We start from the raw sequence: 19,701 nt of genomic DNA, 5'->3' as shown, positions 1-19,701 counted from the left end.
TAAACTGTAGAGCGTTCCACAAGTTCGTATGGAATTTCCAGCTTTTCTTGTTTAGAACTCTCGTCATTCACTTTTCTATGCAACATTTCAAAAGCAGTTTTCCCTATCTCCTTTAAATTTTGATCAATAGTTGTCAATTGTAACACTTGCGAGATAGGTTGATTATCAAAGCCAATAATCGCTAAATCCTCAGGAACTTGAATCCCTAGTTTTTCAACCTCTGTCATAACCCCAATCGCAACTTCATCACCTGCTACTATTAATGCTTCAGGAAGATCCTGTATCTCTTTTAACTTATGAGCCACTTTTACACCATCTTCTAGTGTAAAACATTCTGTAAAAATCCATTCTTCATTAACCTCTTCGTCTATAGATTGCAATCGCTGTTTATAAACATCAAAACGCTTTTGACTACTCGGCCCTAATTTTCTTCCCGTACAATAACCAATTTTTTTATAACCTTTCTCAATCAAATAATCCATTCCTAATTGAAAGGCCGCTGAATGATTCGTATATACACTTGAGATGTTTGAAATATCATTATCTTCACAAGCAATTATTGTGCCGTAAGAAGCATACGGTTCTATCGTTTCCCAATCATTTGCACGTGAACAAATAATAAGACCATCCAATTGTTTTGTTTTTAACATATGTAAACTTTTCATTTCTTCTTTTTTATTATAATTCGTTTGGCAAAGTAACACTCTGTAATTATGAGTTAACGCAATCTCCATCATTCCGCTCACCATCGCATCAAAACACGGATGATTAATATACGGTAAAATCACACCAACAATATTCGTCTTTCCTTTTGATAAATGAACAGCATTTGCGTTTTGCGAGTAATTCAATTTCTCAACTATCTCTATAACCGCTTTCCTTTTTTCTTCACTTACATATGGGTGATCATTCAACACTCTCGAAACAGTCGTAACTGAAACTCCCGCTATCTTTGCTATATCTTTAATATTAGCCATACACTCACCTCTATCTTTAACTTAATGAATCTCATGAACATATGTCAAATCTTCTTATCATTACACCTTCATTCGTTTCTCTTACAAAAGTGTAATTTTTCTGTAAGCTAATTCGATAGTGACTTTCCGCAACATTTCATACAATTAAGTCAGAAACAAGGTAACAACCATTCGAAAAGGAGCGGATTAATATGATGAACAAAATGAAAACGAACAATTTCTTACATACAATGGGCATGGTATTTTCCGCTCTTATCGACGCAAAAGCTGTTGCTTCTACATTAAACAAGTAAGGAGAATATATTATAAATAACATCACTTTTAACAAATTAGATTTTTTAGGACTAGCTAGTGGCTCGCTTCTTCTTACTGCTTTTATTTACGCCGCTACGCTTGTATAACTTTGTGTCCCCTTTCCCCTTTATTATAAATAGTAATAGAAAAGACGACCGTCTATGCCCGGTCGTCTTTTCTTATTTTTGATTTGATTGCAAAGCTTCTTTTAACTCCTCAAACTTCTCATTTAATTGATCTGTCATAATTTTCATAGCGGTTTTTCGATCTATTTGTTCTCCAGCCTCAATTTGAATCGGATCTCCAAAAATCAATTGTGCCCTTTTCCCCTTTATTAATTCTTTTACACTTGATGGACCAACATAAGCTGCCGGCACTAAAGGTACATTAGAACGCATCGCAATTGTCACAGCACCCGCTTTTAATGAAACATCTTCCGCTGATCTCGTTCCACTCGGAAAAATCCCTACTACCTTTCCTTCTTTTAATAAACGTGATGGAATTTTAAGTGTACTCGGTCCCGGATTCGCGCGATCTACAGGGAATGCATTTACATTTTTAAAGAACCAATTTTTGAATTTCCCTTCAAATAATTCTTTTTTTGCCATGTAATGAATCTCTGTTGGGTACATCCCTGTAGCTAACATTAATACATCCATAAAACTTGTATGTGTACACGCAACAACATACGGACCACCTTCTGGTAGCTTTTCTCTTCCTTGCACTTCTACTTTCCCAGCTGTTTTAAATATATATTTCAACAAAAATGTAATTGGTTTATACATTTATTTCGTTCCTTTCTAAACATCCGAAGTATAATCATATTCTTACAACAATTATAACACTAAGTTTTAGGAGTTGGTAATAAAAATAAGTATGAATTGTTAAATTTCAATTCTTACAAAAGTGTAATTTTCTTGTAAGCTAATTCGATAGTTACTTCTCACTATATTTCATACAATTAAGTCAGAAACAGGGCAACAACTATTCGAAAAGGAGTCGATTGATATGATGAACAATATGAAAACGAACAATTTCTTAAATACAATGGGCATGGTATTATCAGCTCTTTTCGACGCAAAAGCTGTTGCTTATACATTAAACAAGTAAGGAGAACTCATTATGAATAACATCACTTTTAACAAATTAGACTTTTTAGGATTAGCTAGCGGCTCTCTTCTTCTTACTGCTTTTATTTACGCTGCTACGCTTGTATAACTTTGTGTCCCCTTTCCCCTTTATATAGAAAAAGACGACCGTCTATGCCCGGTCGTCTTTTTAATTTTTTCTTTCTTTCAATTCTTTTAAAAGCTGTATCAGCTCAGCTTGTTGTTTTATCTTTTTACGACCATTTCGATTAATTGCTACAAGCTCACAGGCAACTCCCACGGCGAAGAAAAACAATAAACTTTCTAACATGTAAAATCCTCCATTTTCCTATTAAACAGCTTGACGTAATTGTTCTTCTTGTAAAACTCTCTTATTTATATTTTCTTCTTTTCTCTGACAAACGTTATTGCGAATAAGCGCTGCAATAACAAGTACAGTCCCTATAATATCAAACATTGTGATTTGATACCCTTGCATCATCATAATAGCTAAAGTCGTAATTGGTACAAAATTAATAAATAAAATCCCATTAATGGATGATAAAATTTTCACACCATAGTTCCAAGCAAGTAGCGCTACAATACCTGGCAATGTCATCATAAATAACAAATCATATTTCACAATAGAAATCGTTCCCATACTCGGAACTGAAATATATCCAAGCGACGTAATAATTACCGTTATAATCGCTGTAACAGTCGTACCGAATACACACGTCAACGTAGAATAACGTAATGTTGACCAATCACTACAAGTTTGACCACCCATCGTATAAATAACCCAGCCTACAACACCAATAAATATAAATGCTAATGGGAACATATTATCTTTCAATGTTACAAAGAAACTCATGTCACCTTTTGTAATAACAAACACAGCTCCTACAAAAGCAATAACCATACTCGTTATCATATACTTCTTCGGTTTTATATGCTTATATCCCCATAAAATACAAATAGAAATCATCGGCATAAGTGCTTCCATAATGGAAGCTACCATTACACCCGACTTACCCATCAACATTTGCCCTAAAAATATGAGGACATTATATACTGTAAATGCCATCGTTCCAAAAAAGACGAGTAACTTTCCTCTTCCCTCTAAACGAAATGCCTGTTTTCCTTCTTTCATTAACAACAATACAATCAGCATTATCGCCACTGCTCCATAGCGAATAAGCGAAAAATAAAATGGATCTATGTATTCTAGCGCATGATCAGCAACTGGAAACATCGCTCCCCATGACATACTCGCAATTAAACACGCTAAAGCCCCTATTATCATTTGACCTCTCCTCACCGCAATCCCCCGTTTCTTTCTATTTGCACAAAGAGAATTGTAAAAGAAAAAATATATCACGTAAAATGATTCAAAATGATGTTAACTATCATTTATAATGATAGTTAACATCAAGGGGGATTACAAAATGGAATTACGAGACTTACAAATCTTTAAAAGCGTTGCCGATCAGGGGAGTGTAAGTAGCGCAGCAAAGGAATTAAATTATGTACAATCAAATGTAACTGCACGTATTAAACAACTAGAAAACGAATTAAAAACCCCACTCTTTTACCGCCATAAACGAGGAATGACTTTAACAGCTGAAGGAAGAAAAATGCTCGTTTATGTTAGTAAAATTTTGCAAGATGTCGACGAACTAAAACAAGTATTTTTAGATAGCGAAACACCTTCTGGTATATTAAAAATCGGTACAGTCGAAACAGTAAGTACACTGCCTACCATTTTATCTTCTTACTATAAAAGCTATCCGAATGTCGATTTATCATTACAAGCGGGTCTAACAGAAGAATTAATTAGAGAAGTACTTGATCATCAATTAGATGGCGCCTTTATATCAGGTCCTATTAAACATCCACTAATCGAACAATACGATGTTAGTACAGAGAAATTAATGCTTATAACACAAAATAAAGCCTTTCATATAGAAGAATTTACAACAACGCCTCTACTCGTTTTTAACCAAGGATGTGGATACCGCTCCAAACTAGAACGTTGGCTTAAAGATGAAGGTTTGCTACCAAAAAGAATTATGGAATTCAATATATTAGAGACAATATTAAACAGTGTTGCACTCGGTCTCGGAATTACACTCGTACCACAGTCTGCTGTCCATCATCTTTCTAAAGCAGGTAAGGTACATTGTCATGCAATCCCTGAAAAATACGGCAGTATTTCAACGGTTTTCATACGCCGTAAAGATAGCTATATGACAAATTCAATGCGTAGTTTTTTAAAAACAATTGAAGACCATCATCATATCAATATGCTGTGAAAGACATTCTTACATGAATGTCTTTTTTTCTTACAAAAGTGTAAGTCTTTCGTAAGCTAATTCGATAGTTGCAAGTAGCCATATTCCCTATAATTAAGACATAAGCAGGGCAACAACAATTCGAAAAGGAGCGGATACGCATGATGAACAATATGAAATCAAATAAATTTTTAAATACAATGGGCATGGTGCTATCCGCACTTGTCGATGCAAAAGCTGTTGCAACTACATTAAACAAATAAGGAGAGATTATAATGAACAACATTACTTTCAACAAATCAGACTTTATCGGACTTGCAAGTGGAGCTACTCTTCTTACGGCTTTCATTTATACACTTGCTCAAGGTCTTATTTAACACTTTGTTTCCCCAAACCCCTTTATATATAGAAAAAGCTGCTCGTCTTATAGACAAGCAGCTTTTTAGTTTGTCCCGCTTTAATGGGCAGTAAGACCCCCACTGATTAAAGTTTCACTTTATTTCATATACAATTTGACCTGTTTTCGTAATATCATATCCGCCAATCGCATTTAATTCATTATGAAATTCTTCCGATTGCAGAATGTCTTTCACAACTTCAATCAGCTCTTCATTTTCTTTATTCTTCAAAATTACTAAATCATACTGTTCTTTCATGATTGGAATAAAGTCCACATTTACAATTTGCGAAAACTTTTCTGAACCTACTCCTACATCAGCTTTTCCATTTGCAACTTGCGTGGCAACACCAAGATGATTCGACTCTTCCCATTCATATCCACTAAGATCAGCTTTATTTAATTTTTGGATTCGTAATTGTTCATCCACTAACACTCTAATACCAGAACCCTTTTCTCGATTCACAAACTTTATAGTGGACCCGGATATGTCAGCCCATGTCTTTATTTTCTTCGGATTTCCTTTTTGAACATAAAACCCTACATTTCTGGACAATAAATTAATCATAAGACATGGCTGTCCTACTAAAATACGTTTTACGTAAGGAATATTATATGTACCCGTTTCACCATCAAACAAATGCAAACTAACGATACTTCCTTCTCCTTGATACATTTTCACTAAACTCGTTAAGCTACCTTGATACGCTCTTAAAACATTAGAACTTGGCAAACGATTTTCTATACGTTTAGCTAACATATCTAACGTTAGTTCTTGACCACTAATAATACACGTGTTCAAGATACTACTACCATCGTTTTTTACAGGATTAACTTGTACTTTTCCTGTTTTCATTTGCTTTATATATTGATCTAAATCTGCTGCATCAATGCGCATCTGTCTACCAACTCTATAAGAAGGAAGTTTTCCTTTTTTAATTAAGTCGTATACAGTTAATTTTGATACTTTTAATCGCTTTGCTACTTCTTCCGTTGTGTAGGAATGATGATCCATAGACGATTCCTCACTTTCTCCTTTCATTGTAACAAAGAAAAGAATATTTCTCCTATTTTTTAAAAATAGACATATGTTCAAATTATATTCAATTATAACTAGTTATATTTAGTTATATTTAGTTATAATTAGATGTGTCAAAATGAAAGGGGATTTTTTTATGAATAAATTTATATTACGTTCCATCGGGGCACTTATACTTTCTTTCCTTCTTATATTTAGCGCTGCTTGTACAAGTGGGGAAAAGCATACAAAGTCAGCTGCTAAAGAGGATAAAACAGTTGAACTGACTATCTCAGCTGCTGCAAGCTTACAAGATGCATTAAAAGAAATCGAAAAACAATATAAAGAAAAAGAGCCAAATATCAAACTTTCTTTTAACTTCGGTGCTTCTGGAGCACTTCAACAACAAATTGAACAAGGTGCACCTGCTGATTTATTCTTCTCAGCAGCAGAAGATAAATTCCAAACCCTTGTAAAAAAAGGATTCATTAATGAAAAAGAAGGGAAAAATCTTCTTGGAAATGAACTAGTTCTAGTCATCCCTAAAGATAGTTCTCTTACAAAATTTCAAGATTTAAAAGATGAGAAAATCAAAAAAATTGCACTTGGTACACCTGAATCTGTACCTGCTGGCAAATATGCAAAGGCTTCTCTAACACACGAAAACCTTTGGAATGATGTTCAAAATAAAGTCGTATTTACAAAAGATGTTCGCCAAGTGTTAACATATGTAGAAACAGGGAATGTCGATGCTGGTATCGTATACAAAACAGATGCTCTCATTTCGGATAAAGTAAAGATTGGTGAGACAGCAGCAGCTACTTCTCATGAGCCAATCCACTATCCTTTAGGTGTTATAAAGGAATCTAAACATAAGAAAGAGGCGACTTCATTTTATGAGTATTTGCAGTCAAAAGATGCACAATCTATCTTTAAGAAATATGGATTTACAGTCCTGTCGTAATTACTATGAGCATTGATGCTATTTTATCGCCTGTCTTTCTATCTTTAAGAGTAGCTGCATGCGCCACTATTCTCGTTACAATTTTAGGGACGATTGTCGGGCGAGCACTAGCTCGCTCCTCATGGCGATATAAAGTACTATTAGAAACCATATTTTTATTACCAATGGTACTTCCACCAACTGTTATCGGCTTCTTTCTCATTATCATATTTGGAAACAACAGCCCAATCGGAAAGTGGGTTGAATCATTATTTCAGCAGTCTATTATGTTCACATCTACTGCTGCGATCATCGCTTCTACAGTTGTTGCATTTCCGCTTATGTACCAATCAGCGAAAACGGGATTTTCTATCGCAAACGTACAAATTGAAGAAAGTGCTCGTGACCTTGGCGCAAGTGAATATCAAGTTTTTCTGCACGTTACACTTCCACTCGCATTTCCTGCCTTACTAAGCGGGATGATTTTGAGCTTTGTCCGCGCGCTCGGTGAGTTTGGTGCTACACTCATGTTTGCCGGGAACATTCCTGGTAAAACACAGACAATCCCAACTGCAATTTACATGGCTATTGATGCAAGTAATATGCAACTCGCCTGGACACTTGTAGTTATTACTATTGGTATGTCACTCATATTTCTACTATGTATTCAACTTATTAATAAAAGAATCACTAACTCTTAAAGCAGCTTTTGTCGAAGCTGCTTCTTTATTTCTTAGGAAATAAAATATACCAATGGGAAATAACTGAATTTTACCTCTTATTTAAATATACATTTTATTTGAATTCACTTTCTAAAATAGGCAATTTCCTGTTATTATATGGAGGTGTTTCAAAAAATGAAGAAATGAAAACGCATTTATATCGTGAATTCTTCATCCTGTTTTAGCGATCGGTAATCTTCTACTCTATTAGTGGGGCATTACCGATCGTTAGAACGATATGTAACTATATTGGTATAGCAAACCGAAGGGAGTCTTGTAATGGACATTTTATTAGCGCTTCTTCCTGCAATTGCATGGGGAAACATCTTATTAGTAAGCGTAAAAATGGGCGGTGGTGCATATAGCCAAACGGTAGGTATGACAATCGGTGCTCTATTCTTCGCAACAATTATGTATGTATTTACTCAACCAGCTTTAACAATGACAATCTTAATTGTTGGTTTTATTTCAGGTTTATTCTGGGCTTTAGGACAAGTAAACCAATTAAAAACAGTTGAAAAACTAGGTGTTTCAACTACTGTAACGATTTCTACTGGTATGCAACTTGTTGCAACTTCTATCTTTGGGGTTATCGCTTTCCGTGAGTGGACTACTACTACAACGATCATTCTGGGAACGATTGCAATTCTATTAATCGTAGTTGGTGTTGTATTCACATCATTAGATGATAAAGAAAATGCTCAGCCACCTGGACAATTGAAAAAAGGACTTCTTACTTTAATTGTTTCTACTTTCGGCTATCTTGTATATGTAATTATTATTCGTTGGTATAATATCGATGGTTGGTCTGCTATTTTACCACAAGCAGTTGGTATGTTTGTTGGTGCGGTTGTACTGACGTCTAAACATAAACCATTTAACAAATATGCAATCCGTAATGCTTTGTCTGGTTTACTATGGGGAACTGGAAACTTATTCTTACTTCTTTCATTACCACGTGTTGGAGTAGCAACAAGCTTCCCATTATCTCAAACTGGAATCGTTATCTCAACATTCGGTGCGATTGTATTCTTAGGTGAAAAGAAAACAAAACGTCAATTGATTTTTATTGCACTCGGTAGTGTTTTAATTATTGGCGGCGCTGTATTACTTGGTATGACAAAAGCATAATCTTATATTCTATTAGTAAACCCCTGGAGCATATGTGCTTCAGGGGTTTTTCAATTCTAATTATTTTCTATATATAGTTATTTGTATGTTCTTGTCCCTTATAATTGCTCTTCCACTCTAGCAAACCAGCTACACATATAAAGAGATTAATAACAGCTAATATTAGCATGACGTATAAACCAGTAGAAATATAAATTACAATGCTAACTACGTTATATAAAATCCATAAATGCCAGTTTTCTAATATTTTTCGACTTAACATAAATTGAGCCACTAGTCCCAATACGGCATTTAAAGCGTCTAAATATGGACTTGTTGACTCTAAATAACGGACTTGATAATAACCCCAACCAATCCAAGCAACTAAAATAAAACTTATATAAAAAGTCCACCCTTTCAAATCTAAACGAACTGTTGCTTTTACCTCTCCCTCCCCACTTCGTGCAATCCAATAATACCAACCATATACATTAAATATAAATTGAAAAGCGGCTAATACTGCCATTGCATATAAACCTTGTGTAATAAAAATGTATAGAAATACCGCAACAGTAATCATGCCAAATAAAAAGTTGGATACTTTTTCTCTCGCTAATAACCAAACATTAATGATTCCCATAATTGATGCGAAAATTTCAATATAACTCGATTGAATATACAATCCAACTAATACACAAATAATACTAGAAACAAGTAAAAAAAGTGGACTTCTAACCATATTTATCTCTCCCTAGATGTGTAATAAATTCCCTATTACCAGTATAAGGAATAGCCCTTTCCTTTACCATGAATTTCCTCCTCCTCATTATCCATTCCATCTACGATAAGTCTTTTCTTTTTACAAAATTCTCTTAAAGATGATATCGTTTTTATAACATATCTCTACTAGAAAGGAATAAAGGATATGCTAACTAAACATCGAATTTTATTTATTGGTGCCGGTCGTATGGCAGAAGCTATATTTTCCGGATTACTTAAAACAAGCAAAGAGTACATCGAAGAAATTATCGTCTCTAACCGAAGCAACATAGAAAAGCTAAAACAGTTACAACATCGATATAATGTGTCTACTACAACAGATTGGAAACAGCATGTTACATCTGTTGATACGGTTGTTTTAGCAATGCCACCTTCTGCTCATGAAGAGTTATTAGCTGAGCTATCTCCGTTAATATCAAATCAACTAGTCGTAACAGTAGCAGCTGGCATTGGACCATCTTATTTAGAAGCTAGACTCCCAAAAGGCACGCCTGTTGCTTGGATTATGCCTAATACAGCTGCTGAAATTGGAAAGTCTATCTCCTTATATACAATGGGACAATCAGTAAACGAGATACATCAAGAAACCCTGCAACTACTTTTAAAAGGTATTGGTACTTCGCAACTTTGTACTGAGGAAGAAGTTCATCAGCTTACTGCAGTTACTGGAAGTGCACCAGCCTTCCTTTATTACTTTGCTGAAAGCTTAATTGAAGCAACAAAAAGTTATGGAGTTGATGAAGAAACCGCAAAACATCTTGTCATTCAAATGATTTCTGGCTCTGCTTCTATGCTTGAACAAACGCAAAATCCAGCTAACCTTCGCGAACAAGTAACAACGCCAGGTGGTTCCACAGCTGAGGGTCTCAAAACTTTATACGAATATAATTTTTCAGAGGCAATTCAAAAAGCAGTAGAAGCAACAAACAAAAAAGCTAGGGGGAAATAATATGATTTTAACAAGTTTAAAAGACTATACAACATTACATAACGGTGTAAAAATGCCTTGGTTTGGTTTAGGTGTTTTTAAAGTAGAAGATGGTTCAGAAGTAATTGATTCTGTAAAAGCAGCAATTAAAAATGGCTACCGTAGCATCGATACTGCAGTAATCTATCAAAATGAAGAAGGCGTTGGGCAAGCGATTCGTGAATCCGGTGTTTCACGTGAAGAATTATTTATTACCTCAAAAGTATGGAATAGCGATCAAGGATATGAAACAACACTTCAAGCATTTGAAACTACATTAGAGAAATTAGGTCTAGAATATTTAGATTTATATTTAGTACATTGGCCTGTAAAAGGGAAATATACTGAATCATGGAAAGCATTAGAAACACTTTATAAAGATGGCCGTGTTCGCGCTATCGGTGTGAGTAATTTCCACATTCACCACTTACAAGACGTATTTGAAATTGCTGAAATTAAGCCAATGGTCAACCAAGTGGAATACCACCCACGTTTAGCACAAGAAGAGTTACATGCATTCTGTAAAGAACATAATATCCAGCTTGAAGCTTGGTCACCATTAATGCAAGGACAACTACTAGATAATCCAACGTTACAAAAAATTGCGACAAAATATAATAAATCAACTGCGCAAATTATTTTACGCTGGGATTTACAAAACGAAGTTGTAACAATTCCCAAATCAATTAAAGAACATCGCATTATTGAAAATGCAAACATCTTCGACTTTGAATTAAGTGCTGATGATATGAAATCAATTCAAGCTTTAAATGAAGATCGTCGCGTTGGTCCAGATCCAGATAACTTTAACTTCTAGTAGAAAAACCACTGCCATATGCAGTGGTTTTTTCATTTAATAAAACTGAAAATTTAAACTATATTTCATTTAGTTGACACTTCATTATTCAAGGTGTAAGATTTTGAATTATCAAAGAAAAACAAAAATTAATAAAATTTATTCGTTTACTCATTGTATCAAGAGAGGTGGAGGGACTGGCCCTTTGAAACCTCGGCAACAGGTTCATTTTGAATACTGTGCCACTTCCTGCAAGCTTTATGCTTGAAAGATAGAATGAGGGACTTCGTTTATATACGGGTGCATAACTTGTACGTAAAAATCCCTCTTTCTCAATATGAAAAGAGGGATTTTTTATTTTCATTTCCCTCATCATCATCCAAACTTAATTATTTAGGAGGAAAATCAAATGAAAAAGAAGTTTGTACCCGGTATTGCATCAGTTGTAGGAGTAAGTATTTTATTAACTGGTTGCGGTAGTTATAAAAACGAAACAAGCGGAGCAAATGCAAAATACGAGGCACCTAGTAAACAGGTTTTAAACTTATCTTCACCTACTGAAATACGAACAATGGATACGGCTCGTGCTACAGATACTGATTCTGGTCAAGTAATGAGAAACGTATTTGAAGGTTTGTATAATCTTGGTGAAGGTAACAAACCTGTTCCTGGTGTTGCAAAATCTCATGAAGTAAGTGGCGATAAAACGAAATACACATTCCATTTGCGAGATTCAAAATGGTCAAACGGCACTCCTGTTACAGCTAAAGATTTTGTGTTCGCTTGGCAAAGAGCCGTAGATCCAGCAACAGCCTCTGAATATGCATTTCTATTCTTTGATATTAAAAACGCAACAAAAATTAACAACAAAGAACTTCCAGCCGACCAACTTGGTGTAAAAGCAGTTGATGACCATACGTTTGAGGTAGAATTGGAGCGTCCTGTTCCGTATTTTATTAGCTTAACAGCGTTCCCAACATTTCTACCAATTAACGAGGAATTCTTTAAAGCACAAGGTGATAAGTACGCTTTAGAAGATAATACAATCTTGTACAACGGAGCTTTTACACTAAGCGATTGGAAGCACGAACAAAGCTTTAAATTCAAGAAAAACCCTACCTATTGGGATAAAGATACTGTCAAACTAGAAGAAATCAATTTTAACGTCGTAAAAGAAAAATCAACAGAAGTAAATTTATTCGAGTCAAAACAATTAGATCGTATAAAACTAACATCTGACTTCGTCGATAAATATAAAAAGGATGCTAACTTTAAAGAACGTCCAAACGTAGGCGTACAATTTTTACGTATGAATCAACAAAACAAAGTGCTTCAAAACGTTTCTGCACGCCAAGCAATTGATCAAACAATTGATAGAAAATCCTTTGTAAATACGTTATTAAATGATGGATCTACACCAACATTTGGTCTCGTTCCAAAAAACTTTGCAAAAGGACCTGAAGGAAAAGACTTCCGTACTGCAAACGGCGATTTAACAAAAGTTGATACAAAATCTGCACAAGAGTTATGGAAAAAAGCTAAACAAGAGCTTGGTTCGGAAAAGATAACATTAGAATTATTAACGAGTGATGCTGACCTTGATAAGAAAACTGGTGAATTCTTAAAAGGACAACTAGAAAAGAATCTAGATGGATTAACAGTAAATATAAAACCGCAACCGCGTAAGCAACAAGTTTCGCTTTTATTAAAAGGTGACTACGAAATCGGAATTGATGGCTGGAGCCCTGACTTTGCGGATCCAATTACATTCCTTGAGCTATTTACAACGAATAACCCTTATAACTTAGATCATTACTCTAATAAGGAATTCGATGAAACAATAGCAAAAGTGAAAACAACTTTAGCTGGTGATGAAAAAGCTCGCTGGGAAGCATTACTAGCATCCGAGAAAATATTATTTAAAGACTCTGTTATCGCTCCTCTTTACCAAAAAGGCGAATCTTATTTAGAACGTTCTTATGTGAAAGGAATTGTGCAAGTAGACTTTGCAGGTCAATTAAACTTCAAGTGGGCAAAAATTGAAAAATAAAGTGAAACTTTAATAAGTGGGGGGTTCTTCATCCCCACTTATTATTAGCCCACACCAATTGTTTTTTTAGCAAAATATATTAAAAATAGGTTCTCTCACACATGAGAATCTGCTTTTTTAATATATTATTCTAAGAAATTAACAATCTATTTTTACTATTGACATATAGTTCTTTCCAGTGCTAATATTCTAAATAATCAAAGAAACAAAATATTTCACCATCAAAATATAATGTCTACTACGTTGAAACACATAACGATAGATTATAGTTCAACATGTATATACATATAGAACACATGATTACCTATAAACAAATATTTATAATAGGTTTTATCTCCTTCTATAGCCACTTCAAGACACGGACATTATGACGTTACGAACAACACATTTAGGGAGGAACGAACAATGAAGAAAAAAGTTGTACCTGTTGTTGCATCTGTTTTAGGGGCAAGTCTATTACTAACTGCTTGCGGGGGAAATAAAGATAATGCAAGCGGAGCGAAAGCAAACGATAAAGCACCTGATAAACAGGCAATTAACTTATCATTCGCTTCAGAAATTCCAACAATGGATGTTGCAAAAGCAACGGATGGGGAATCCATGAACGTAATGCGCAATGTTTTTGAAGGGTTATATGCAATGGGAGAAGATAATAAACCGGTTCCTGGCGTCGCTGAGTCGGTTGACATTAGTCCCGATAAAACAAAATATACATTCCATCTGCGTGATTCAAAATGGTCAAACGGTACTCCTGTTACAGCAAAGGACTTTGCCTTCGCTTGGCAACGTGCTGTAAATCCTAATACAGCAGCTGAATACGCATTCTTATTCTTCGATATAAAGAATGCGAAACAAATAAACCAAAAACAATTGCCAATTGATCAACTAGGGGTCAAAGCTGTTGATGACAAAACGTTAGAAGTACAACTAGACCGTCCTGTTCCCTACTTCTTAAGCTTAACGACATTCTCAACATTCTTACCAATTAATGAAGAGTACTTAAAGTCTCAAGGCGATAAATATGGTTTAGAAACAAATCATTTAATTTACAACGGTGCTTTCACATTAGAGAACTGGAAACATGAACAAAGCTTCCAATTGAAGAAAAACCCTAACTATTGGGATGCTAAAACTGTAAAATTAGAAGAAATCAACTTCAATGTCGTTAAAGATAAGTCTACAGAAGTGAACTTATATGATTCAGGACAAATTGATCGTGTTGCTTTAACTGCAGAGTTTGTTGATAAATATAAAAGCGATCCAAACTTCAAGGAACGCGCTGAAGTCGGCATTCAATTTTTACGACTAAATCAGAAAAATGAAACATTAAAAAATCAACATGCACGCCTTGCTATTAACGGCGCAATGAATAAAAAAGCTTACGTAGAAACAATCTTAAATAACGGCGCTGTTCCAGCTGAAGGAATGGTTCCTGCGAAATTTGCAAAGAGCCCAGAAGGCAATGACTTCCGTAAAGAAAATGGAAATCTAGTCAAGGATGATGTGAAAACAGCGAAAGAAAATTGGAAAAAAGCAAAACAAGAACTTGGTACTGACAAAGTAACAATCGAACTATTAACAAGTGATAATGCTTTAGCTAAAAAGACTGGTGAATATTTAAAAGGTGAATTAGAAAAAAACTTAGATGGATTAACAGTGAATTTAAAACCGCAACCACGCAAACAACAGTTGAAACTACTATTAAGTGGTGACTATGAAATTGGTATTGACGGGTGGGGCCCTGACTTCGCTGATCCAATTACATTCTTAGATTTATTTACAACAGATAGTGCTTATAACTTCGATAAATACTCTAACAAAGAGTACGATGAGCTAATTCATAAAGTGAAAACAGATTTAGCTGGCGATGAAAAAGCACGCTTTGAAGCAATGAAGCAAGCTGAAAAAATTCTATTACAAGACGGTGCTGTCGCTCCTTTATACCAACAAGGTCGTTCTTACCTACAACGCTCTTTCATTAAAGGGCTTGTAACAACTGACTTCGGCGGTGAATTTAACTACAAGTGGACAGAAGTTGCAAAATAATAAAATAAAAAGGTATCCAATCACAGGATACCTTTTTATTTTATACTTCTTTAACTACATGACTTCTTCTCTTTACTATTCCTTTTATAGATACAGTAATTACCGCTACCAATTGCGTAACTAATATAATGACTAATAATGAAATAATATTTTTCTCTAGACTAACTCCCCCAAATATTATTGTATAATAGCCATTTGCTGCATATGTTGCGGGAAATACTTCACCCATTGTTTGATATGTTTTAGAAAGCATTTCATGCGGTACAATTACACCCGAACTTACAAGTTGTAGTGATAGCGAGATAATATTAAAAATCATACCTGCGTTTCCGAAAACAGCTATGAACATTTGTGTTAATGAAAGAAAGGCGAAGAAGACTATCGCTTGAAACATCCATATACTCCATACTGCTTCATGTATTTCAATTTGAAATCCTCTCATCAAACCAATTGTAATACATGCAAGTAAAATTGATACTATACTGTTAATAACCTGTCTTGATACAAAATTACTCCAACCGTTCTTTACTTCCTTTGCAACTTTTGATAGTTCCATACTCATGATCATGGCTCCTACAAATGAAGCTAATACCATCATTAGTGGTACCATGTTAACCGAAAATCCTTTTGCATCATTTACTCTATGCACTGTAAAACTAATTGAATCTTCGTTTAACCCTTTTATTACTTCTACATTTTCAGGCCCTACAGCTTGTAATTTCCCCACAATCGCTTGTTTTTTATAACTTGTTATCTCTTTATTTACATTGTCTCGGATTTGTTTTGCGGCTCCTTCCATCAGTTGCTTTGCCATCATGGCATTCGCTTGATTAATGTGAAAGTTTAAATTTGATTTTCCTGTTTCATTTATATCCTTTGAAAAAGAAGCAGGAATTTCAATAATCATATCGTATACATGGTCATTCATTGCTTTATTTGCTTTTTCCACAGACTGTTCTGCTTTCACCTGAAATGGTAAACTTCTCTGTAAGCCTTCTGCTATTTTACTACCTATATTTCCATCTTCATTCACAATAGCAATACGCATTTGGTCTGCCCTTTCATTCACTCCATCATATGCCGTTAACCAAACACAAAAGAAAACAAGTTGGAACGATAGCGCTACTACCATTCCAATATACGTACCTGGTCTTTTTAAAAACTGTTTTAATGTATCCATCTTCCCGCTCTCCCGTACAGCAAGCAAGTACTTACTTACATTTTGTTTTTAAATAAATACTAGGGTCTTAAAGCCCTAGCATATAAAACTATATTATTCTCAATAAATTTCTCATCATCGATTTCCATAAGTCGGTTTTCAAAACGTAATTTAGATAAGAAGTAACCAAAATTAATCCATATAAAATTCATTACTTGCGCTTCAATATTTGTATGAATAACCTTTCCCTGTTCCTGCATTTCAGCAAAATATATGATTAATTCTTCTTTTAACCCTTTTGGAATTTTGGAGATTTCCTCATCTAATTCAGGAAATTCCCTCGCCTCACGTATACCGATAGAAATAATGTCTTTTATGCTATCTAAAAATTTATGATAATGCCTCGCTAAGTTCTTTAAATCCGTTTCTAATTCCCATACAATTTCTGTTTGTAAAAAATGTTTTAAATGCGGGACATATGAAAATTCAGCAACCGCCGCTTCAATAACACCCTTTTTACTTTTAAAATTGCGGAATATCGTTACTTCATTAACACCAGCACGCATTGCAATTTCCTTCGTTGTTGCCGCCGTATATCCCTTTTCTTTCACTAATTCAATTGCTGCTTGAATAATTTTTTCTGCTGTCTTTGAGCGCGCCATAAAAAACCTCTCTCCCTAATGCAAGTGATCACTTACATTTAGATTATATACCTTTTCTAATTATTGTCAATAATCCTCTTCTCCCTCTTTTTGCACAGAATTAAAACTCATAATAAATATAAACATAAACATCAAATATGTTCTCCACGTCAAAGAAGGTATATGCCCTGACCAAAGATAGCTAACTAAATAATTAATTCCCATAATACAAGACGATATTACTATACTAATACTTATTAGTTTTACATATTTGAACATATCTTTTCTCCTTGTTTTTATTTTTCTACTTCTTCAAATTGTAGATTCACCGGTTCTTCTAAAAGTGTTTCATAAAAGTTCTCTGCCAAATCTGTTGAAGGAATTTTTTCATCTACTTCATCAAATCGAATACTATCTAGCCACACACAACCTTCCCCTGATAATAAAACACCAAATGCAATACCAAGCGCTCCTTCTTGTATATCTAATACAACCGAGTACGATTGCCAGTTATTCGTATTTTTAATGGGGCGATTTTGCATATTATCCATAGCGAGCGGTTCTGTATCTTTTCCATCTACTCGCATCCACAATCCTGCCCAATCTCTTACGCTTTCACTCTTAACAAATGCTGTAAAACGTAATCTCTTCCCTACATATTTATCCGCTCTGAACATTTGCATTAATGTCGAAAATCCTCCGTGCGTAACATTCTCTTTTGCTTTTATGTATGCAGATACTTTTCCTTGATGGACAACTTCATAATCTAAACCCATCTCATATTCAGCAGGATGACTTCCACTTAAGATCCATCCTTTTGGTATACCTTTTTGCATTGAAACACCCTCTCTTTCTATATAAAATGACTGGAAGTACTTTCGATATTTCTTTGGTGGCAATTGAAACATTCTTTTAAAAGCTCTCGTAAATGCCTCTTGTGAGGAAAAACCGTATTGCACTGCAATATCAATAACAGCTCTCTCCGTTGACACTAAAACTTGTGCAGCATGAGTTAACCTTCTCTTTCGAATATAATCCGTTACACTCATCCCAACATATCTTTGAAAGATGCGATGAAAATGGTACATCGATACTGCACTGTGAGATGCCACTCTTTCTGTTGTAAGCTCCTCATGTAAGTGATTCTCTATATATTCAATTGATTTTTTTATTATCTCTTTATATTCTTCATGCATTTTAGTCCCTCCCTCACAACTTCAATTTACCATATACATACAAATCGTTTTTGATTTAAATTGCGGATTAGCCCTTGTGACTGCAGAATAATAATTTATTTTCAACACATACATAATTACATGTTTTTGGGAAAAACTTGTATAGAACGAATTTACATAAGGAGGAATTTATAATGAGAATTCTACTATCAGTTTTATTAGCTCTTATGCTAGTACCTGCATTAACAGGATGTAAAGCTCCTGCAAAAGAAGACACAACTTCTAATAAAAAGACGACTGAAGAAGCAAAAAATGAGGCTCCTGCAGATTTAAAATTAAACTTTAATGAATTTAGTTTAGATGCAGACTATGAAGATACGAAGAAAGACTACGAAGCTGATTATAAAAATGTAGCGGCTGATAAGAAAATGGAAGCAAAGCTTGAAGATCATAAAACAAATGCAAAGTTTACAGGTGACGAGGCTATTACAAAATTAAGCCCACTTCTACAAGAATTAAAATTTGATAAAGACACTCCTGACCAAGAAGTAATCGATCAAGTAGTGAACGTGTTCAAACTTGATAAAGACTATCAAAAATTCGATTTAGAAGTTGTCTTCTCTGATGGAACGAAAAAAGAATACAAAAGAGAAATAAAATAACCTTGCACAGGCAAGGTTATTTTTTCGTTTCTGCTTGAAAACGTTTATAGTATGTCGATGCTGTTGCAAAATTAATTTCTATATCACGAATCAACGATGAATCTTCTTCTTTAGCTAACTTCTGTAATTTTTTCATCGCTTGCTCCGATTCATTCAAGAAACCAATATATACTTCATGTTCTTGCTCTTTCGACTTCGGCACACGAATTTCTTTACGTATATGATCAATATCTTCTAACATGCTCGTTGTTACCTTTTGCACATCTTCTTTATATGTAGCAGTCGTTATTTCCTTACCGCCCTTTTCTTTTGCTACTTCAAATAACTGCAGTGCTTTATTAATTTCTTTATTCATTTTCAAATCATATTTTTCATGTACTGCACGGTATTCTTTCATCTCTTCTGTTTGTTCTGTAGATTGCTCTACCTTTTCTTTCGGTTCTTTCGTATCTTTATTTCCATTACACCCTGCTAGAAGGAGCATTCCTCCCATTACGGCAATACCCAAAACCTTCTTCATCTCTTCTTCTCCTTTTATCTACAACTATTACTCATTATAGTTTCTTTTATCTCCACTTGTTA

Annotated in this window: 23 protein-coding genes and 1 riboswitch; of the genes, 12 read left to right on the top strand and 11 right to left on the bottom strand. The window is 34.6% G+C overall.

Annotated elements, in window-relative coordinates; genetic code table 11:
- The coding region (locus tag AC0OM3_RS13330) for a LacI family DNA-binding transcriptional regulator (protein ID WP_001273890.1) at positions 1 to 977 on the bottom strand (977 nt) is incomplete at its 3' end.
- 305 nt (positions 978 to 1,282) lie between these two features.
- On the opposite strand from AC0OM3_RS13330, the gene AC0OM3_RS13325 reads away from it, so the two are divergent.
- Positions 1,283 to 1,378: a DUF3948 family protein gene (locus AC0OM3_RS13325; RefSeq protein ID WP_001060007.1), complete on the top strand. Its 96-nt coding sequence runs from the start codon at positions 1,283 to 1,285 to the stop codon at positions 1,376 to 1,378.
- 72 nt (positions 1,379 to 1,450) lie between these two features.
- On the opposite strand, the gene AC0OM3_RS13320 is transcribed toward AC0OM3_RS13325, so the two are convergent.
- Positions 1,451 to 2,056, bottom strand: a complete 606-nt coding sequence (locus AC0OM3_RS13320) for a lysophospholipid acyltransferase family protein (RefSeq protein ID WP_474212082.1) — start codon at positions 2,054 to 2,056, stop codon at positions 1,451 to 1,453.
- Between the two features lie 337 nt (positions 2,057 to 2,393).
- Between AC0OM3_RS13320 and AC0OM3_RS13315 the strand changes: the two genes are divergently transcribed.
- Positions 2,394 to 2,489 carry a DUF3948 family protein gene (locus AC0OM3_RS13315; RefSeq protein WP_001060007.1) on the top strand — a complete coding sequence of 32 codons (96 nt, stop codon included), beginning with the start codon at positions 2,394 to 2,396 and terminating at the stop codon, positions 2,487 to 2,489.
- A gap of 60 nt (positions 2,490 to 2,549) precedes the next feature.
- On the opposite strand, the gene AC0OM3_RS13310 is transcribed toward AC0OM3_RS13315, so the two are convergent.
- Together AC0OM3_RS13310 and AC0OM3_RS13305 are read right to left on the bottom strand one after the other, a co-directional pair.
- Complete coding sequence (locus tag AC0OM3_RS13310; RefSeq protein ID WP_098211847.1) at positions 2,550 to 2,690, bottom strand: YrzO family protein; 141 nt, start codon at positions 2,688 to 2,690, stop codon at positions 2,550 to 2,552.
- 21 nt (positions 2,691 to 2,711) lie between these two features.
- Positions 2,712 to 3,680 (bottom strand): DMT family transporter, encoded by a 969-nt coding sequence (locus AC0OM3_RS13305; protein WP_016119004.1) that lies wholly within the window; start codon positions 3,678 to 3,680, stop codon positions 2,712 to 2,714.
- A 127-nt stretch (positions 3,681 to 3,807) separates the two neighbouring features.
- On the opposite strand from AC0OM3_RS13305, the gene AC0OM3_RS13300 reads away from it, so the two are divergent.
- On the top strand, positions 3,808 to 4,674 hold the full coding sequence (locus AC0OM3_RS13300; protein WP_000423031.1) for a LysR family transcriptional regulator: 867 nt from the start codon (positions 3,808 to 3,810) through the stop codon (positions 4,672 to 4,674).
- 254 nt (positions 4,675 to 4,928) lie between these two features.
- On the top strand, positions 4,929 to 5,030 hold the full coding sequence (locus AC0OM3_RS13295) for a DUF3948 family protein (RefSeq protein WP_001060017.1): 102 nt from the start codon (positions 4,929 to 4,931) through the stop codon (positions 5,028 to 5,030).
- A 114-nt stretch (positions 5,031 to 5,144) separates the two neighbouring features.
- Here AC0OM3_RS13295 and AC0OM3_RS13290 read toward each other — a convergent pair whose 3' ends face one another.
- Positions 5,145 to 6,065 carry a substrate-binding domain-containing protein gene (locus AC0OM3_RS13290; protein ID WP_474212089.1) on the bottom strand — a complete coding sequence of 307 codons (921 nt, stop codon included), beginning with the start codon at positions 6,063 to 6,065 and terminating at the stop codon, positions 5,145 to 5,147.
- Between the two features lie 160 nt (positions 6,066 to 6,225).
- On the opposite strand from AC0OM3_RS13290, the gene modA reads away from it, so the two are divergent.
- The 3 genes from modA to AC0OM3_RS13275 all read left to right on the top strand — a co-directional run bounded on the left by modA (position 6,226) and on the right by AC0OM3_RS13275 (position 8,864).
- Entirely contained in the window at positions 6,226 to 7,032 is an 807-nt protein-coding gene (gene modA / locus AC0OM3_RS13285; RefSeq protein ID WP_048534854.1) for a molybdate ABC transporter substrate-binding protein, read from the top strand.
- Positions 7,033 to 7,037: 5 nt separating this feature from the next.
- A complete protein-coding gene (modB, locus tag AC0OM3_RS13280) occupies positions 7,038 to 7,712 on the top strand; it encodes a molybdate ABC transporter permease subunit (RefSeq protein WP_474212077.1) in 675 nt (224 codons plus the stop codon).
- Between the two features lie 300 nt (positions 7,713 to 8,012).
- Positions 8,013 to 8,864 carry a GRP family sugar transporter gene (locus AC0OM3_RS13275; RefSeq protein WP_000353544.1) on the top strand — a complete coding sequence of 284 codons (852 nt, stop codon included), beginning with the start codon at positions 8,013 to 8,015 and terminating at the stop codon, positions 8,862 to 8,864.
- A 67-nt stretch (positions 8,865 to 8,931) separates the two neighbouring features.
- Here the strand turns inward: AC0OM3_RS13275 and pnuC are convergent, their stop codons facing one another.
- Positions 8,932 to 9,582 carry a nicotinamide riboside transporter PnuC gene (gene pnuC, locus AC0OM3_RS13270; protein ID WP_474212075.1) on the bottom strand — a complete coding sequence of 217 codons (651 nt, stop codon included), beginning with the start codon at positions 9,580 to 9,582 and terminating at the stop codon, positions 8,932 to 8,934.
- Positions 9,583 to 9,768: 186 nt separating this feature from the next.
- Between pnuC and proC the strand changes: the two genes are divergently transcribed.
- The 4 genes from proC (at position 9,769) to AC0OM3_RS13250 (ending at position 15,482) form a co-directional block, all read left to right on the top strand.
- Positions 9,769 to 10,572 (top strand): pyrroline-5-carboxylate reductase, encoded by an 804-nt coding sequence (proC, locus tag AC0OM3_RS13265; RefSeq protein ID WP_000956253.1) that lies wholly within the window; start codon positions 9,769 to 9,771, stop codon positions 10,570 to 10,572.
- A gap of 1 nt (position 10,573) precedes the next feature.
- Positions 10,574 to 11,407: an aldo/keto reductase gene (locus AC0OM3_RS13260; RefSeq protein WP_474212072.1), complete on the top strand. Its 834-nt coding sequence runs from the start codon at positions 10,574 to 10,576 to the stop codon at positions 11,405 to 11,407.
- A gap of 152 nt (positions 11,408 to 11,559) precedes the next feature.
- A riboswitch (SAM riboswitch) is annotated at positions 11,560 to 11,664 on the top strand.
- A gap of 131 nt (positions 11,665 to 11,795) precedes the next feature.
- Complete coding sequence (locus AC0OM3_RS13255; protein ID WP_474212070.1) at positions 11,796 to 13,436, top strand: peptide ABC transporter substrate-binding protein; 1,641 nt, start codon at positions 11,796 to 11,798, stop codon at positions 13,434 to 13,436.
- Positions 13,437 to 13,841: 405 nt separating this feature from the next.
- Positions 13,842 to 15,482, top strand: a complete 1,641-nt coding sequence (locus AC0OM3_RS13250; protein WP_000731089.1) for a peptide ABC transporter substrate-binding protein — start codon at positions 13,842 to 13,844, stop codon at positions 15,480 to 15,482.
- 40 nt (positions 15,483 to 15,522) lie between these two features.
- Here the strand turns inward: AC0OM3_RS13250 and AC0OM3_RS13245 are convergent, their stop codons facing one another.
- The 4 genes from AC0OM3_RS13245 to AC0OM3_RS13230 all read right to left on the bottom strand — a co-directional run bounded on the left by AC0OM3_RS13245 (position 15,523) and on the right by AC0OM3_RS13230 (position 18,478).
- Positions 15,523 to 16,662 (bottom strand): YhgE/Pip domain-containing protein, encoded by a 1,140-nt coding sequence (locus AC0OM3_RS13245; RefSeq protein ID WP_074593940.1) that lies wholly within the window; start codon positions 16,660 to 16,662, stop codon positions 15,523 to 15,525.
- A 59-nt stretch (positions 16,663 to 16,721) separates the two neighbouring features.
- Positions 16,722 to 17,303 carry a TetR/AcrR family transcriptional regulator gene (locus AC0OM3_RS13240; RefSeq protein WP_074593939.1) on the bottom strand — a complete coding sequence of 194 codons (582 nt, stop codon included), beginning with the start codon at positions 17,301 to 17,303 and terminating at the stop codon, positions 16,722 to 16,724.
- Between the two features lie 66 nt (positions 17,304 to 17,369).
- Positions 17,370 to 17,561 carry a hypothetical protein gene (locus tag AC0OM3_RS13235; RefSeq protein WP_089149722.1) on the bottom strand — a complete coding sequence of 64 codons (192 nt, stop codon included), beginning with the start codon at positions 17,559 to 17,561 and terminating at the stop codon, positions 17,370 to 17,372.
- Between the two features lie 17 nt (positions 17,562 to 17,578).
- The gene (locus tag AC0OM3_RS13230; protein ID WP_089149721.1) at positions 17,579 to 18,478 is read right to left on the bottom strand and encodes a helix-turn-helix transcriptional regulator; all 900 of its coding nucleotides are present in this window, start codon (positions 18,476 to 18,478) and stop codon (positions 17,579 to 17,581) included.
- Positions 18,479 to 18,651: 173 nt separating this feature from the next.
- On the opposite strand from AC0OM3_RS13230, the gene AC0OM3_RS13225 reads away from it, so the two are divergent.
- Complete coding sequence (locus tag AC0OM3_RS13225) at positions 18,652 to 19,119, top strand: YusW family protein (RefSeq protein ID WP_001221554.1); 468 nt, start codon at positions 18,652 to 18,654, stop codon at positions 19,117 to 19,119.
- Positions 19,120 to 19,135: 16 nt separating this feature from the next.
- Here AC0OM3_RS13225 and AC0OM3_RS13220 read toward each other — a convergent pair whose 3' ends face one another.
- Positions 19,136 to 19,639: a hypothetical protein gene (locus AC0OM3_RS13220; protein WP_000756514.1), complete on the bottom strand. Its 504-nt coding sequence runs from the start codon at positions 19,637 to 19,639 to the stop codon at positions 19,136 to 19,138.
- Positions 19,640 to 19,701 lie beyond the last annotated feature (62 nt).

This window comes from Bacillus sp. FAU20 (assembly GCF_056033865.1).
This window is presented reverse-complemented; position numbering and strand designations above follow the sequence as displayed.

Bases quoted from the DNA above. Each gene is read 5' to 3' on its own strand.
- AC0OM3_RS13235 (WP_089149722.1), bottom strand. From the start codon at position 17,561: ATGTTCAAATATGTAAAACTAATAAGTATTAGTATAGTAATATCGTCT.
- modB (WP_474212077.1), top strand. From the start codon at position 7,038: ATGAGCATTGATGCTATTTTATCGCCTGTCTTTCTATCTTTAAGAGTA.
- AC0OM3_RS13220 (WP_000756514.1), bottom strand. From the start codon at position 19,639: ATGAAGAAGGTTTTGGGTATTGCCGTAATGGGAGGAATGCTCCTTCTA.
- AC0OM3_RS13230 (WP_089149721.1), bottom strand. From the start codon at position 18,478: ATGCATGAAGAATATAAAGAGATAATAAAAAAATCAATTGAATATATA.
- proC (WP_000956253.1), top strand. From the start codon at position 9,769: ATGCTAACTAAACATCGAATTTTATTTATTGGTGCCGGTCGTATGGCA.
- AC0OM3_RS13310 (WP_098211847.1), bottom strand. From the start codon at position 2,690: ATGTTAGAAAGTTTATTGTTTTTCTTCGCCGTGGGAGTTGCCTGTGAG.
- modA (WP_048534854.1), top strand. From the start codon at position 6,226: ATGAATAAATTTATATTACGTTCCATCGGGGCACTTATACTTTCTTTC.
- AC0OM3_RS13315 (WP_001060007.1), top strand. From the start codon at position 2,394: ATGAATAACATCACTTTTAACAAATTAGACTTTTTAGGATTAGCTAGC.
- AC0OM3_RS13240 (WP_074593939.1), bottom strand. From the start codon at position 17,303: ATGGCGCGCTCAAAGACAGCAGAAAAAATTATTCAAGCAGCAATTGAA.
- AC0OM3_RS13250 (WP_000731089.1), top strand. From the start codon at position 13,842: ATGAAGAAAAAAGTTGTACCTGTTGTTGCATCTGTTTTAGGGGCAAGT.
- AC0OM3_RS13260 (WP_474212072.1), top strand. From the start codon at position 10,574: ATGATTTTAACAAGTTTAAAAGACTATACAACATTACATAACGGTGTA.
- AC0OM3_RS13320 (WP_474212082.1), bottom strand. From the start codon at position 2,056: ATGTATAAACCAATTACATTTTTGTTGAAATATATATTTAAAACAGCT.
- pnuC (WP_474212075.1), bottom strand. From the start codon at position 9,582: ATGGTTAGAAGTCCACTTTTTTTACTTGTTTCTAGTATTATTTGTGTA.
- AC0OM3_RS13275 (WP_000353544.1), top strand. From the start codon at position 8,013: ATGGACATTTTATTAGCGCTTCTTCCTGCAATTGCATGGGGAAACATC.
- AC0OM3_RS13245 (WP_074593940.1), bottom strand. From the start codon at position 16,662: ATGGATACATTAAAACAGTTTTTAAAAAGACCAGGTACGTATATTGGA.
- AC0OM3_RS13300 (WP_000423031.1), top strand. From the start codon at position 3,808: ATGGAATTACGAGACTTACAAATCTTTAAAAGCGTTGCCGATCAGGGG.
- AC0OM3_RS13290 (WP_474212089.1), bottom strand. From the start codon at position 6,065: ATGGATCATCATTCCTACACAACGGAAGAAGTAGCAAAGCGATTAAAA.
- AC0OM3_RS13255 (WP_474212070.1), top strand. From the start codon at position 11,796: ATGAAAAAGAAGTTTGTACCCGGTATTGCATCAGTTGTAGGAGTAAGT.
- AC0OM3_RS13295 (WP_001060017.1), top strand. From the start codon at position 4,929: ATGAACAACATTACTTTCAACAAATCAGACTTTATCGGACTTGCAAGT.
- AC0OM3_RS13225 (WP_001221554.1), top strand. From the start codon at position 18,652: ATGAGAATTCTACTATCAGTTTTATTAGCTCTTATGCTAGTACCTGCA.